Source organism: Rhizomicrobium sp. (assembly GCA_037200385.1).
Classification (GTDB): domain Bacteria; phylum Pseudomonadota; class Alphaproteobacteria; order Micropepsales; family Micropepsaceae; genus Rhizomicrobium.
This window is the reverse complement of record JBBCGL010000001.1, coordinates 426794-441415: the sequence shown is the minus strand read 5'-3', so window position 1 is coordinate 441415 and position 14622 is coordinate 426794. Positions and strand designations below refer to the sequence as shown.

The window sequence follows — 14622 nt, the reverse complement described above, 5'->3', positions numbered from 1 at the left end:
TTCCTTCACCTCGCGGGCAGGTTCTTCAGACCTGCATGATCTCCTGCTCCTTGGCGTGGAGCGCGGAGTCGATGTCCTTAATGTGAGCATCGGTGATCTTCTGCAGTTCGTCACCGTGCTTGTGATGTTCGTCCTGCCCGATCTTGTGGTCTTTTTCGAGGCGTTTCAGAAGGTCCATGCCGTCGCGCCGCACGTTGCGGACCGCGATGCGGGCGGTCTCGGCGTATTTCGAGGCCAGCTTGGCGAGTTCCTTACGCCGTTCCTGGTTAAGCTCCGGTAGCGGAATGCGCAGAAGCTGGCCGTCCATCTGCGGATTGAGGCCCAGATTGGCGTCGCGGATCGCCTTGTCGACCGCCTTGGCGAGCGCCTTGTCCCAGACCTGGACCGTGATCATCCGCGGCTCGGGGGTCGAGATGTTCCCGACCTGGTTGACCGGGACCAGGTTGCCATAGGCCTCGACCCGGACGGGATCGAGCAGCGCCGGGCTGGCGCGGCCGGTGCGCAGGCCGGAGAACTCCTTCTTGAGGGCCTCGATGGCGCCGATCATGCGGCGGTCGAGCTCGGATTTGTTGTAGCTTTCAGCCATGTCCTTCAGGTCCGGTCTTCAATGATCGTCGCGCGCCCCTGGCCCTTGAGCACCAGGGCCAGCGAGCCGCGATCATGGATCGAGAATACGATGATCGGTATCTTATTTTCGCGGCTCAGGCTGATGGCGGATGCATCCATCACCTGAAGATCGCGACTTAACACCTCGTGATAACTCAGGAAATCGTAACGCACAGCGTCCGGGACCTTTTTCGGATCGGCGGAGTAGACACCGTCCACTTGCGTCGCCTTCATCATCGCGTCGCAGTTCATCTCGGCGGCACGGAGGGCGGCGGCGGTGTCCGTCGTGAAGAACGGGTTGCCGGTGCCGGCGGCGAAGATCACCACCCGGCCCTTCTCGAGATGGCGGATGGCGCGGCGGCGGACATAGGGCTCGCTGACCGTGCTCATGGGGATGGCGGACTGGACCCGGGTCGGGATGTCGAGGCGCTCCAGCGCGGCCTGCATGGCGAGCGCGTTCATGACGGTCGCCAACATGCCCATATAGTCCGCCGTCGCGCGGTCGATGCCCTTGGCCGCGCCCGCGATGCCGCGGAAGATGTTGCCGCCGCCGATCACCATGCAGATCTGGGTGCCGCCGGCGATCGCCTGCTCGACGTCGCCCGCGATGCGGTCGACGGTGGCGACGTCGATGCCGTATTGCTGGTCGCCCATCAACGCCTCGCCGGAGATCTTCAGCAGGACCCGGCGGTATTTCGGCGTGGATGGCATGTGAGTCCGTTCTTGTCAGGCGATCCTAACCAAGGACGTCATGGCCCGCGGTCGCGGGCCATGACGCCGAGATCCGGTTCAGGCGCCGGCCTTGTCGTCGTCTTTCTTGGCGCCGCTCATCTTCGCGACTTCGTCGGCGAAGTCGGATTCGGTCTTCTCGATGCCTTCGCCGACCTGGAAGCGGACGAAGCCCTCGATGGCCACCGGCGCGCCGAGCTCCTTACCGGCCTTCTCGAGCACCTTCTCGACGCGGGTCTCGCCGTCGATCACGAAGACCTGCTGCAGGAGGACGGTCTCCTCGTAGTATTTGCGCATGCGGCCTTCGAGCATCTTCTCGATGACGTTCTCCGGCTTGCCGGACTGGCGCGCGAGCTCGGTCTGGATCTCGCGCTCCTTGGCGACGAGGGCCGGGTCGAGATGCGCGGGCGTCAGGGCCAGCGGGTTGGCCGCCGCGATGTGCATCGCGATCTGCTTGCCCAGCGCGTTCAGCTTGTCCTTGTCGGCGGTCGACTTCAGCGCCACCAGCACGCCGATCTTGCCGAGCTCCGGCGACGAGGCGTTGTGGACGTAAGCCGCCACCACGCCCGGATCGACGCGCAGCATGATGGTACGGCGCACGCTCATGTTCTCGCCGATCTTGGCGACCATCTCGGTCAGCGTGTGCTGCACGCTGTTCGCGCCCATCGGGCGGGCCAGCGTCTTCTCGAGATCGCCCTCTTCCTCGAGCGTGATCTTCGCCGCATTCTTGACGAACTCCTTGAACTCGTCGTTGCGCGCGACGAAGTCGGTCTCGGAGTTCACCTCGACCAGGGCGCCGATATGGCCGCCGGTGGCGACGCCGATCAGGCCCTCGGCCGCGGCGCGGCCGGCCTTCTTGGCGGCCTTGGTGATGCCCTTCTTGCGCAGCCAGTCCATGGCGGCTTCCATGTCGCCATTGGTCTCGATCAGCGCGGTCTTGCAGTCCATCATGCCCGCGCCGGTCTTGTCGCGCAGCTCCTTCACCATGCCAGGGGGAACATTGGCCATAGTCGGCTCCGTAATCGGTGAGAGTTAAGCGGTCGCTTCGGCGCCTGCGGCAGCCTCGGGCGCCGGCGTCAGGTCCGGGATCTCCTCGGCTTCGCCGGTGTCGATGCCGGACTCCACCTGGCCCTGGCTGAGACCGTCGATGATGGCGCGGGCCGCGAGATCGCAGTACAGCGCCAGCGCGCGGGCGGCGTCGTCATTGCCCGGGATCGGATAGGCGATGCCGTCCGGATCGCTGTTCGAGTCCAGGATCGCCATGACCGGGATGTTGAGCTTGCGCGCCTCGGAGATCGCGATGGCCTCCTTGTTCGTGTCGATCACGAACAGCATGTTCGGCAGGCCGCCCATCTCCTTGATGCCGCCCAGCGAGCGGTCGAGCTTGTCGCGCTCGCGCAGCATGCCGAGCAGCTCCTTCTTCTTGAGGCCCGAGGATTGCGCGGAGGACAGCGTCTCCTCGATCTGGCGCATGCGCTTGATCGAGTTGGAGACGGTCTGCCAGTTGGTCAGCGTGCCGCCGAGCCAGCGGTTGTTCATGTAGTACTGGGCGCAGCGCTTGGCGGCGTTGGCGATCGGCTCCTGCGCCTGGCGCTTGGTGCCGACGAACAGGATGCGGCCGCCGCCGGCCGCGACGTCGCGCAGCGCCACCAGCGCGGTGTGCAGCAGCGGAACCGTCTGGGTCAGGTCGAGGATGTGGATGTCGTTGCGCGAGCCGTAGATGTAGGGCGCCATCTTCGGGTTCCAGCGCTGCTGGCGATGACCGAAATGCGCGCCCGATTCGAGCAGCTGGCGCATGGAAAATTCTGGCAGAGCCATTGTTCAGTCTCCTTTACCGGTTGGCCAGACGCGCGGGCTATCCCTTTGCGGGGGACACCGGACGGCGACGCAGGAATACCCTGCGAAAGCCACCCGCGCGTGCGAGATGGCGGGGCTTATAGGGGGTGAACCCCTGCGATGCAAGGCGGTCGGAGCTTTGCCTTGGCGCCCGGGATGGAGGAACTTCCGCCCTGTCCGGCGCGTTTTGCCGGCGGGCTTGCCTGTCGTCGACGGATAGCGCGGATGCATCGGGGGCGGAGTTGAAGCAGGCAAGCGAAGGTTCGAGCGAGAGCGCGTCCTTCCTTTTCGGGGACGGCATGGGCGCGCTGATCGCGGCCCAGGACTGGTCGGGGACGCTTGGTCCGATCGCCGCCTGGCCTCCTTCCCTCAAGGCGATCACCGGCATGCTGGTGCGCTCGCCGGTTCCCATGGTGCTGCTGTGGGGATCGGACGGGATCATGATCTACAATGACGCCTATTCGGTGTTCGCCGGCGGGCGGCATCCGCGATTGCTGGGCAGCAAGGTCCGCGAAGGCTGGGCCGAGGTCGCCGCCTTCAACGACAACGTCATGAAGGTGGTGTTCGAGGGCGGCGGAACCCTGGCCTACAAGGACCAGGAAATGACGCTGCACCGGCATGGCAAGCCCGAGCAGGTCTGGATGAACCTCGACTACTCGGCCGTGGTCGGCGAGGACGGGCGGCCCGCCGGGGTCATCGCCATCGTGATCGAAACGACGGAACGGGTGCTGGCCGACCGCCGCGCCGCGGCCGAGCAGGCGCGGCAACGCCGCTTGCTCGACCAGATGCCGGGCTTCGTGGGCGTCCTGCGCGGTCCCGAGCATGTCTATGAATATGTGAACACGGCGTATGCCGCGATTTCCGGACGGAGCGATTTCCTTGGCCGGACCGTCCGGGAGGTCTTTCCCGACCTGGCCGGGCAAGGCTTCTACGAGCTTCTCGATCAAGTCTACGCGACGGGCGAGCGGGTCGTGACGCGGGCGATGGAACTGCGCCTGCGCGGCAATGACGAGGTCCGCTACATCGATTTCGTCTACGAGCCCGTCCGCGACGAGAGCGGCAATGTCTCCGGCATCTTCGTCGGCGGCTATGAGGTGACGGAGGCGCATCGCGCGACCGCGGCCCTGCGCGCCAGCGAGGCACGGCTGCGCGCGCTCAACGTCGAGCTGGAACGCAAGGTCGCCGAGCGCGCCCAGGCGCGCAGCCTGACCTGGCAGGTGACGCCCGACCTGATGGGGGCCCTGAACAGCCAAGGCTATTTCGAGACCTCCAATCCCGCCTGGCAGTCCGTGCTCGGCTGGTCGGAAGAAGAAGTCGCCAGCATGTCGATCTTCGAGCTGCTCCACCCGGACGACGTCGAGCCGACCCGTGCCGGCTTCGAGCTGACGCAGATCGGCCAGCCGGCCATCCGCTTTCCCAACCGCTACCGCCGCAAGGACGGCACCTATCGCTGGATCTCCTGGGTCGGCGTTCCCGAAGACGGCGTGGTCTATTGCACCGGCCGCGACATCACCGACGAGAAGGCGGCCGAGGAAGAGCTCCTGCTCGCGCACGAGGCCTTGCGGCAAGCGCAGAAGATGGAGGCGGTGGGACAGCTGACCGGCGGCATCGCGCACGACTTCAACAACTTGCTCCAGGGCATCACCGGAGCGCTGGACCGCGTCCAGCGGCGGATCGCCGAGGGCCGGCTCCACGACGTCGACCGCTTCCTGAAGGCCGCCGTCGATTCCGCGAACCGCGCGGCGGCCCTGACCCATCGCCTGCTGGCCTTCTCCCGCCGCCAGACGCTCGATCCCCGCCCCACCGACATGAATCGGGTGATCGCCGGCATGGAAGATCTCATCAAGCGCACCGTCGGCCCGGGCATCATCATCGAAGTGGTCGGCGCCGCCGGCCTGTGGCCGACCCGGATCGACATCTCGCAGCTCGAGAATTCCCTGCTCAACCTGTGCATCAACGCGCGCGATGCGATGCCCGACGGCGGCAAGCTGACCATCGAGACGGCAAACAAGTGGATGGACGACCGCGCAGCGCTGGAACGCGACCTGCCCGCGGGACAATATGTTTCGCTCTGCGTGACGGACAGCGGCACCGGCATGAGCGAGGACGTCATCGACCGCGCCTTCGACCCGTTCTTCACGACGAAGCCCATCGGCCAGGGCACGGGTCTGGGCCTTTCCATGATCTACGGCTTCGCGCGGCAGTCGGGCGGCCAGGTCCGCGTCTATTCGGAAGTGGGCAAGGGCACGACCATGTGCCTGTATTTCCCGCGCCACGCCGGCGCGCTCGACGAGGCCGACGAGAGCGCGGCGCCGGATGTCGTCGGCTCGGGCTTCGGGGAAACCGTTCTGATCGTGGACGACGAGAGCGCGATCCGGATGCTGGTGAGCGAAGTCCTGGGCGAAGCCGGGTACAGAGCGGTCGAAGCGGCTGACGGGCCGGCGGCGCTGAAAGTGCTCGAATCCGAGCGGCGGATCGACCTGCTCATCACCGATGTCGGCCTTCCGGGCGGCCTGAACGGACGGCAGGTCGCGGATGCGGCGCGGGTGCTGCGCAAGGACCTCAAGGTCCTCTTCATCACCGGCTTCGCCGAGAACGCCGTCGTCGGGAACGGCCACCTCGATGCCGGCATGGAGATCCTCGCCAAGCCTTTCGCCATGTCGAGCCTGGCCAACAAGGTCCGCGAGATGCTCGAACGGTAAAAGCTGCGCGGGCCGCCGAGGCCCGCGCAGGTCTTTTCGCTACGGCGTGTGGGCCAGGCTGATCGAGCCGACGCCGGCCGCCACGTTCAGGCCGCGATCGCCGGAGACGCTGAGCGGCTGCAATGCGAAGGACTGGTCGAAACCGCCGACCAGCACATTGGCACCCAGGCCGAGGCCGACCGTGGCGCTGGCGGTGGCGCCGACATAGTCGCCGTCGAGCGCACCGGGACGGGTATCGGAACTCGGCGCCACGACGCCCCAGACCAGGACTCCGCCTTCGGTATAGCCGACATCGACCCCGAATTTGGAGATCGTGCCGGTGTAATGCTCGGCGCGCCGGTCGTTCTGGCGGAAGGTGCAGTGCAGGTCCTTCGAGGAGCCGAACACGAAGCCCCAGCCGCTGGCGACGTTACAGGTCAAAGTACCGACATTGACGCCATGGGGAGCGGCTTGGGCCGGAGCGACGGCAGCCAAGGCGGCAAGACCGACGGCGCCGAGAAGTCCAATGGAGAGTTTCATTGCAATTCGCTTTCTGTTGGAAAATCCGCGCGGACCGGTTGGCCCGAACGGTGGTTGCAGGTCTCGCGCGACGGCGGGATCTGCGGGTCGTGCAACGATTGCAGCCCTTGTGGCGGCAGATCGTCTTCCGTGCGGCGTGGCGCCGACCGGCGCTTTGGGATGTTTCGCGATGCCGTGATTGCAACCGCCGACGCCGACGGCCGATGGTCTTGCGCCTGTTGGCGGTTCCTAGACCTCGCCTGGACAGGGAACCCCCTGCCACGGCATTCGATCCATCGAATTTGTCGGTGCACGATACAACCCCGGAACGTTACCACCGCGAGTTGGTTGTTTGTCATTGGATGAATCGCATCGAAGAAGAAGCGCTACACACGAGGCAACTTCTTCTGTCATCGCGAATGTCGGATGGTCCGACCGTCTTCGTGAATGTAGTGAGAAACAGCATCGGAACGGCGGCTCTGGAGATGCACCAGCGGCGCCGCCGCTGGTGCACGACGTTCAAGAAAGGGAATCGAGCAGATGCGTAGCGCGTATGGCCTGCCCCCCATTGGCGGGGACTTCGGAAGCGCAGCGGACATAAGCGAAGCCAAATCGCGCATCAACGCACTGACTCCGCGGGGCCGCGACGTCCTGAACGGCATCGTCGACGGCTGCTCGAACAAGGCGATCGCGCACAAGCTCGGCATAAGCCCCCGGACCGTCGAAATCCACCGGGCCCGCATGATGCGGGACCTCGGCGCCCGGCATGTCGCCGACGCGATCCGCATGGCTTTCGAAGGCGCGCCCACCGGTCGCAGCCAGCAGGACGACGGTCCGCTCCATGTCCACAAAGCAGCGCCTGTCGATCATGTGTTCGCTGCCGGCGGAGTGCAGCGGAACTGCTGGCAGCGCCGCGCCGACCGCAGGATCGCGGTGCGGCAGTCCTAAGGCGGGCGACGGCCGGCCGGCTGGCATGCGCCGCACGCCTTGGCGCAGCGGCGCAATTCCCGCTAAGACGGCGGCATGACCAGCCCGATCCGTCCCGATATCGAAGCGCTCGAACCCAACGGCATCGGCCTCGTGGCCATGATGGGCCTGGGCGAGCCCGACCTGATCCCGCTGTGGTTCGGCGAGACCGATCTCGTCACGCCCGCCTTCATCCGCGATGCCGCCAAGCAGGCGCTGGACGACGGCAAGACCTTCTACACCCAGTCGCGCGGCATTCCGGCGCTGCGCGATGCGATCCGCGCCTTCCACCAGCGCATCATAGGGGTGGATGTGGCGCCGGAGCGCATCTCGATGCCGGGCGCCGCGACGCTGGCGGTGGTGACCGCGCTGCAGATCCTGGTGGAGAAGGGCGACAATGTCGTCGTGGTCTCGCCGATCTGGCCCAGCATCTTCCAGGCGGCGCAGATGGTGGGGGCGCAGACGCGCTTCGCGCGGCTGGACGACGACTGGCGGGCCTCGCCGCCCAAATGGTCGCTGGACCTCGAGAAGATCTTCTCGCAATGCGATGCCCGGACCAAGGCGATCTTCATCGCCTCGCCGGGCAATCCGACGGGCTGGATCATGTCGCGCGCGGAGCAGCAGGCGGTGTTGGATTTCGCGCGCAAGCGCGGGATCGCGATCATCAGCGACGAGGTTTATGGCACGCTGACCTTCGACGGCTCCGCGCATGCGCCGTCCTTCCTTCAGATCGCCGACGGCGACGACAACCTGTTCGTGATCAATTCCTTCTCCAAGGCCTGGGCGATGACGGGCTGGCGGATCGGCTGGCTGGTGCATCCGGCGCGCCTGGAGAAGCAGCTCGGCGTCATCACCATCGCCAACAACACCGGACCGACGAGCTTCGCGCAATATGGCGCCATCGCCGCGCTGTCGCCCAAGGGCGATGCCTTCCGCGAGGAGATGAAGGCGCGCTGCACCGCCGGACGCGACGTGGTGCAGCGCTTCATCGACGGACAGAACCGCATCCGCTGGATACGGCCGCAAGGCGCGTTCTACGGCTTCCTGCACATGGATGGGCTGACCGATTCGCTCCGGTTCGCCCAGGATCTGGTCAAGCGCGGCCGGGTGGGCGTGGCGCCGGGCTCGGCCTTCGGCCCTTCGGGCGACGGACAGGATTCATTCGTGCGCATCTGCTTCGCGCAGGATCCGGCCCTGCTGGGCGAAGGCCTGAAGCGGATCGAAGCCGCGCTGCTCGGCGGGATGTAGCTCCTGAGAGTTCTCGCGGCGGTTTATTAATCCAGCCAACGCGAATGTGAGCGGCGGTCACCGGGGCGGCGTGGCAGAAATGCGCGCGTGATTGGCGACCGGGGCGCCCGAGGATGAAGTTTTCCGTAGCGGCAGGCATGCTCGCGCTGGTGTGCGCTGCCGCCGCGTCTCATGCGCAAGGCGGGACGCCGCCGCACGACTTCCAGACCTATCGCCCCAGCCTGCCCGGCACGCGCATCGCCGCATCCGAGGCGCCGGTGATCGACGGCGACGTCTCCGATCCGGTGTGGGGCAAGGCGCCGGCGCTGGACGAATTCTACCAGCTCGAGCCGCATGAGGGGCAGCCCGCCGACGAGCGCACCGTCGTGCATGTGCTGTACGACGAGAACAACCTCTATCTCGCGATCATGGCCTATGACGACGCGCCGTCGAAGATCACGGCGCATGTGAAGGCGCGCGACGGAGCGATCGACGCGGACGACCTAATCCGCATCTATCTCGATCCCAACATGACGCGGCGCAACGGCTACATCTTCGAGGTCAACCCGCTCGGCGCGCGGCGCGAGGGATTGGTGCAGAACAACGTCGACGTGCTCTATGAATGGAACACGCTGTGGACGGCGAAGGCGCGCATCCTGCCGAACGGCTGGTCGGTCGAGGTGGCGATCCCGTTCCGCTCGGTCTCCTACGACAAGGCGCGGACCGATTGGGGCTTCGACCTCTTCCGCCTGGTGCGACGCAAGAACGAACGCATCCGCTGGTCGTCGATCCTGGAAACGATCCCGTCGCCGGACATCTCGCGCTCGGGCACGCTGACCGGGATCACGGGGATCGATGGCGGGCTGGGGCTCGACGTCCAGGGTTATGCGGCGCTGCGCTACCAGCGCGACTGGGATGCGGCGGGCCATAGCGGCTTCCAGTTCCGCCCCAGCGCCAACGCGTTCTACAAGGTCACGCCGTCGCTCACCGGCACGCTGACCGTCAACACCGATTTCTCCGACACGCCGCTGGACCAGCGGCAGGTGAATATCGGGCGGTTCGGGCTGTTCTATCCGGAGACCCGCGACTTCTTCCTGCAGGACGCGGCGTCGTTCGAGTTCGGCGGCTTGCCGCTGCGCGACGACAACAACGCCAAGCCGTTCTTCTCGCGCAATATCGGGCTGATCAACGGCGCGCAGCCGGTCGACCTGCTGGCCGGCGGCAAGCTGTCGGGAAATTATGGCGGCGTCGACATCGGCGCGCTGATGGTGCGCACCGGCGGCGCCGGCGCGGTGGACGGGCAGACGCTGTCGGCGGCGCGGGTGAGCCTGCCGATTCTCGACCATTCCAAGGTCGGGCTGGTCTTCACCGACGGCAATCCGACGGGCGCGTCGCAGAACAGCCTGGCGGGCGGCGATTTCCAGTATCGCAGCTCGGACCTGATCCCCGGCAAGGAGGTCCAGGCCGACGCCTATTACGAGCGCAGCTTCGACAGTGTGGCGGGCGACGACGATTCGTTCGGCGCGGAGCTGAATTTTCCCAACGAGCCCTGGTACGGCGATCTGCGGTTCAAGCAGGTCGGGGCGGATTTCGATCCGGCGCTGGGCTTCGTGGCGCGGCCGGACATCCGCGAATACACGCTGAACCTGGCGCGGCGCGTCCGGCCGCAGGGCGGTGTCGTGCGCTGGTACGAGACCGGCGTCTGGGCGGACGACTTCACCGACCTCGCCAATGTCGGGCAATCCAGCCTCGAAGGCACCTGGGCGGCGGCGTATACGCAACGCGGCGAGCTGGGGTTGGTCGAGACCTGGAACGATTACGAGAAGGTGCAGGTGCCGTTCACCCTGCCGCATGGCGTCGTGGTGCCGGCGGGCGACTACGACTGGCAGGTCTTCCACGGCCATCTGGAGACGGCGACGGATCGCTGGGTCTCGGGCGCGTTCGACGTGCAGTGCTGCGGCTTCTATGGCGGGCATCTGCTGAAGACCGACCTGACGGTGGTCCTTCATCCCGACGACACCTTCACCTTCAGCGGCGAGCACGTCATGGAGGCGATCACGCTGCCCACCGGGCATGTGACGATCCATATCGGCTCACTGGACGCGGCGATGAACTTCACGCCGGACATGCAGCTGCGGCTGCAGGCGCAATACGACACCGTCAGCCAGGACCTGGGATTCCAGCTGCGCTACCGCTGGGAGTTCGATCCGGGCTCGGAGCTACTGATCGCGGCGGGCGACGATGCGACGGTGGACGGCTATGGGCGCTATTATTCGCACCAGAGCGACGTCTCGGTGCGGATCGGGCATACGTTCCGGATCTAGGGTCCCGACTCAATTGGGATTCGCAGTGTCACTGTCATGGCCCGCAAAAGCGGGCCTTCCAGGTGACGCCGCCACAATCGTCGAAAGCACGAGCGCACCAACGGGATGGCCCGCTCTCCGGCGGGCCATGACAAGCCTTTGAATGACCCAGGGCAATTGAGTCCGGACCCTAGCGGGCACCCGATCGTCGAGGCCCGCATTACGGGCCGTGACAGGGCCGCGGAGCGACGCCTAGACCGACTCCACCTGCGCCACGCCGGGCAGCGATTTGATCGCGTTCTTCAGCGCGACCGAGACCGCCAGGCCCTTGGGGAGCTTGATCTCGACCTCTTCGCCGGGGCCGCCCGGGACCACGAAGGTCACGATGCCCTTGCCGGGCTGCTTGAGCTGGGCGGCGATGGCGCCGAGCGACGAGCCGTCCTGGAGATAGACCTTGAGCCCCTCCCCCGCATTGGCCGCGGCGGCGTCGAGATCGGCGATGGCGGCGGCGCGGAGCTTGAGCTCGTCGCCGTCCCATTCCGCGCTGCAGGTGACGAGGACCGACTTGCCGGCCTCCAGCAGCGGCCGCGACGCGGCGAGCACTTCGGGGAACAGCATCACCTCGAACATCCCGGTGGGATCGGAGAAGGAGACGAAGGCATAGCTTTCGTTGTTGCGGCTGCGGCGCTCGAATTTGCGGATCATGGTGCCGGCGAGCACCGCCTTGAAGCCCGAGCGGCGGCGGTCCTCCGCCAGCGCGGCGAAGGTCGTGGCGCCGAGACGCTTGAGCGGCGCGGCATAGGCGTCCAGCGGATGGCCGGAGAGGTAGAAGCCCATGGCGCTGAACTCCTCGCCCAGGCGCTCATGCGCCGGCCAGTCGGAGACGGCTGGCAGACGGATATCCTCCTGCGCCTCGGACGCGTCGCCGAACAGCGAGACCTGGCCGCTTTCGCGCTCGGCGGCGCGGCGCTGGGCGTTGTTGAGCAGGACGTCGGCCGCCTCCACGACCTGGCGGCGGTTGCGATTGAGCCCATCGAAGGCGCCGGCGCGGGCGAGGCTCTCGAAGGCGCGCTTGTTGACCAGCCTGGGATCGATGCGGCGCGCGAAATCGGCCAGGCTGCGGAACGGACCGTTCTGCTGGCGCTCCGCCACGACATGATCCATGGCTTGGCGGCCGACGCCCTTCACCGCCGCGAGGGCGTAGAAGATCAGGCTCTTCTCGGCGTCGCAGGTGAAGACGGCTTCGGAGCGGTTCACGTCCGGCGGCAGGACCTTGACGCCCAGGCGCTGCGCCTCCTGGCGGAAGACGTTGAGACGGTCGGTGTTGCCGATATCCAGCGTCATCGAGGCGGCGAGGAATTCGACCGGGTAGTTCGCCTTCAGATAGGCGGTCTGGAACGCGACTTGGGCATAGGCGGCGGCATGGCCCTTGTTGAAGCCGTAGCCGGCGAACTTCGCGGCCTGCTCGAAGATCTGCGCCGCGACGCCCTTGGGCACGCCGTTCTTCACCGCGCCTTCGATGAAGCGCTCCTCATGCACCGCCATCTCGGAGGCGATCTTCTTGCCCATGGCGCGGCGCAGCAGGTCGGCGCCGCCGAGCGTATAGCCGCCCAGCTCGCGGGCGATGTTCATGACGTCCTCCTGATACGTCATGACGCCGAACGTCTCCTTCAGGATCGGCTCGAGCGAGGGGTGGAGATATTCCGGCTTCTCCTTGCCGTTCTTCACCGCGATGTATTTGGGGATCGAGTCCATGGGACCCGGGCGGTAGAGCGCCACGAGCGCGATCAGGTCGTGGATGCGGTCTGGCTTCATCTTGCGCAGCAGGTCGCGCATGCCCGCGCCTTCGAGCTGGAAGACGCCGACGCTGTCGCCGCGGCTCAGCATCTCGTAGGATTTGGGATCCTCGAAGGCGATGTTCTGGGTGTCGAGGCTGATGCCCCGCTTCTTGAGCAGCTCCTCCGCCTTGGCGATCACGGTCAGGGTCTTGAGGCCGAGGAAGTCGAACTTCACCAGCCCGGCCTTCTCCGCATCCTCGTAGTCGAACTGCGTCACCGGCATCTCGGAGCGCGGATCGCGGTAGAGCGGCACGATCTCGTCCAGCGGCCGGTCGCCGATCACGACGCCGGCGGGATGGGTGGAGGCATGGCGATAGAGGCCTTCGATCTTCTCGACGATGTTGAAGAGGCGCTGTGCGATCGGCTCGGATTCCGCGATCTGCTGCAGGCGCGGCTCGGAGGCGAAGGCGTCCTCCATCGAGACCGGCTTGCCGGGCGGGTTGGGGACGAGCTTGGCGATGCGGTCGACCAGGCCGAGCGGCATCTGCAGCACGCGGCCGGTGTCGCGCACCGCGGCGCGGGCCTGCAGCGAGCCCAGCGCCATGATGTGCGCGACGCGATCGCGGCCGTATTTCTCCCGCACATAGCGCACGACCTCGTCACGCCGCTCCTGGCAGAAGTCGATGTCGAAGTCCGGCATCGAGATGCGCTCGGGATTGAGGAAGCGCTCGAACAGCAGGCCGAAGCGGATGGGATCGAGGTTGGTGATGTCCAGCGCCCAGGCGACCAGCGAGGTCGCGCCGGAGCCGCGCACGCCGACGGGAATGCCCTGCCCGCGCGTCCACTTCATAAAGTCGGAGACGATCAGGAAGTAGCCCGCGAAGTTCATCCCCGTGATGACGCCGAGTTCGAAATCGAGGCGGTCGAGATAGACCTTCTCGTCCGCATGCAGGCCGTGCTTGGCGAGCTTGGCCTTGAGGCCGGCGGCGGCCTGTTCGCGCACCTCCTCCTCGGGCGTACGGCCGGATTCGGGGACGAATTTGGGCAGGATCGGATCGCGCTTCTTGGGCCGGAAAGCGCAGCGCCGCGCGATCTCCAGCGTGTTCTCGATCGCTTCCGGCAGGTCGGCGAATTGTGCCTGCATCTCCGCCGCCGATTTGAAGCGATGTTCGCGGGTGAGGCGGCGGCGATCTTCCTGGCTCACGAAGGCGCCGTCGGCGATGCAGAGCAGCGCATCATGCGCTTCGTACATGTCCTCGGTGAGGAAATGCACGTCGTTGGTGGCGACCAGCGGCAGCTTGCGGGCATAGGCGATGTCGATGAGCTTGTCTTCGGCGGCCCGCTCCTCCGCAAGGCCGTGACGCTGCAGCTCGATATAGAGGCGGTCGCCGAACAGATCGCCCAGGCGCCCGACCAGCGCGTCGGCGGCGGCGAGTTGTCCCTCCAGGATCAGCTTGTTCACGGGACCGCCGGGGCCGCCGGTCAGGCAGATGAGGCCCTCGCCATGCGCCGCGAGTTGTACCGCGGTCACATGCGGCCAGTCGCCCGGCTCGGCCCCCAGGAAGGCCGCGCTGAGGAGCTTGCTCAGATTCTCGTAGCCGGCGGCGTTCTGAACCAGCAGCGCGAGGGCCGGCGGCTTTTTCCGCGACCCCATCGCATTGGCCGGCGTGCCGGCTTCGAGTTCGACCGAGACCAAGCAGCCGACGATGGGCTGGACGCCGGCCTTGGCCAGCGTGTCGCTCAGATCATAGGTTCCGAACAGGTTGTTGACGTCGGTGACCGCGACGGCGGGCATCGCGTTGGCTCGTGCCTGCGCCGCCAGCGCGCCCGGCCGGACCGCGCCTTCAAGGAGCGAATAGGCGCTTTTCACCCGCAGATGGACGAAGGCTGCCGGTTTGCGCTCCATTGCCGTCTCGATTCGCTGTCGTTGCCGACGGATCAGTATCAGAGGCGCATGAGGCAGAGCGCCATCGGCCC

General features: G+C 66.5%; 10 protein-coding genes. 4 read left to right on the top strand and 6 right to left on the bottom strand.

From position 1 onward, the window contains the following. Positions 1 to 25: 25 nt before the first annotated feature. From frr to rpsB, 4 genes are all read right to left on the bottom strand, one after another. The gene (frr, locus tag WDM91_01910; protein ID MEI9993322.1) at positions 26 to 586 is read right to left on the bottom strand and encodes a ribosome recycling factor; all 561 of its coding nucleotides are present in this window, start codon (positions 584 to 586) and stop codon (positions 26 to 28) included. Positions 587 to 591: 5 nt separating this feature from the next. After that, positions 592 to 1317: a UMP kinase gene (pyrH, locus tag WDM91_01905; GenBank protein MEI9993321.1), complete on the bottom strand. Its 726-nt coding sequence runs from the start codon at positions 1315 to 1317 to the stop codon at positions 592 to 594. A gap of 78 nt (positions 1318 to 1395) precedes the next feature. Next, positions 1396 to 2343, bottom strand: a complete 948-nt coding sequence (gene tsf / locus WDM91_01900; GenBank protein ID MEI9993320.1) for a translation elongation factor Ts — start codon at positions 2341 to 2343, stop codon at positions 1396 to 1398. A 24-nt stretch (positions 2344 to 2367) separates the two neighbouring features. Next, positions 2368 to 3153, bottom strand: coding sequence for a 30S ribosomal protein S2 (gene rpsB / locus WDM91_01895; GenBank protein ID MEI9993319.1), 786 nt, complete (start codon positions 3151 to 3153; stop codon positions 2368 to 2370). A 260-nt stretch (positions 3154 to 3413) separates the two neighbouring features. Between rpsB and WDM91_01890 the strand changes: the two genes are divergently transcribed. Further along, complete coding sequence (locus WDM91_01890) at positions 3414 to 5873, top strand: PAS domain-containing protein (GenBank protein ID MEI9993318.1); 2460 nt, start codon at positions 3414 to 3416, stop codon at positions 5871 to 5873. 39 nt (positions 5874 to 5912) lie between these two features. Here WDM91_01890 and WDM91_01885 read toward each other — a convergent pair whose 3' ends face one another. Further along, on the bottom strand, positions 5913 to 6392 hold the full coding sequence (locus WDM91_01885; protein ID MEI9993317.1) for a DUF992 domain-containing protein: 480 nt from the start codon (positions 6390 to 6392) through the stop codon (positions 5913 to 5915). A gap of 519 nt (positions 6393 to 6911) precedes the next feature. Between WDM91_01885 and WDM91_01880 the strand changes: the two genes are divergently transcribed. The 3 genes from WDM91_01880 to WDM91_01870 all read left to right on the top strand — a co-directional run bounded on the left by WDM91_01880 (position 6912) and on the right by WDM91_01870 (position 10888). Next, complete coding sequence (locus WDM91_01880; protein ID MEI9993316.1) at positions 6912 to 7319, top strand: LuxR C-terminal-related transcriptional regulator; 408 nt, start codon at positions 6912 to 6914, stop codon at positions 7317 to 7319. A 75-nt stretch (positions 7320 to 7394) separates the two neighbouring features. Beyond that, positions 7395 to 8585, top strand: coding sequence for an aminotransferase class I/II-fold pyridoxal phosphate-dependent enzyme (locus WDM91_01875; protein MEI9993315.1), 1191 nt, complete (start codon positions 7395 to 7397; stop codon positions 8583 to 8585). Between the two features lie 113 nt (positions 8586 to 8698). Further along, complete coding sequence (locus WDM91_01870; GenBank protein MEI9993314.1) at positions 8699 to 10888, top strand: carbohydrate binding family 9 domain-containing protein; 2190 nt, start codon at positions 8699 to 8701, stop codon at positions 10886 to 10888. 231 nt (positions 10889 to 11119) lie between these two features. On the opposite strand, the gene dnaE is transcribed toward WDM91_01870, so the two are convergent. Further along, entirely contained in the window at positions 11120 to 14551 is a 3432-nt protein-coding gene (gene dnaE, locus WDM91_01865) for a DNA polymerase III subunit alpha (protein MEI9993313.1), read from the bottom strand. Between the last annotated feature and the right edge of the window lie 71 nt (positions 14552 to 14622).

Coding starts and splice junctions, on each gene's coding strand:
- frr (MEI9993322.1), bottom strand. CDS start 586: ATGGCTGAAAGCTACAACAAATCCGAGCTCGACCGCCGCATGATCGGC.
- pyrH (MEI9993321.1), bottom strand. CDS start 1,317: ATGCCATCCACGCCGAAATACCGCCGGGTCCTGCTGAAGATCTCCGGC.
- tsf (MEI9993320.1), bottom strand. CDS start 2,343: ATGGCCAATGTTCCCCCTGGCATGGTGAAGGAGCTGCGCGACAAGACC.
- rpsB (MEI9993319.1), bottom strand. CDS start 3,153: ATGGCTCTGCCAGAATTTTCCATGCGCCAGCTGCTCGAATCGGGCGCG.
- WDM91_01885 (MEI9993317.1), bottom strand. CDS start 6,392: ATGAAACTCTCCATTGGACTTCTCGGCGCCGTCGGTCTTGCCGCCTTG.
- WDM91_01880 (MEI9993316.1), top strand. CDS start 6,912: ATGCGTAGCGCGTATGGCCTGCCCCCCATTGGCGGGGACTTCGGAAGC.
- WDM91_01875 (MEI9993315.1), top strand. CDS start 7,395: ATGACCAGCCCGATCCGTCCCGATATCGAAGCGCTCGAACCCAACGGC.
- WDM91_01870 (MEI9993314.1), top strand. CDS start 8,699: ATGAAGTTTTCCGTAGCGGCAGGCATGCTCGCGCTGGTGTGCGCTGCC.
- dnaE (MEI9993313.1), bottom strand. CDS start 14,551: ATGGAGCGCAAACCGGCAGCCTTCGTCCATCTGCGGGTGAAAAGCGCC.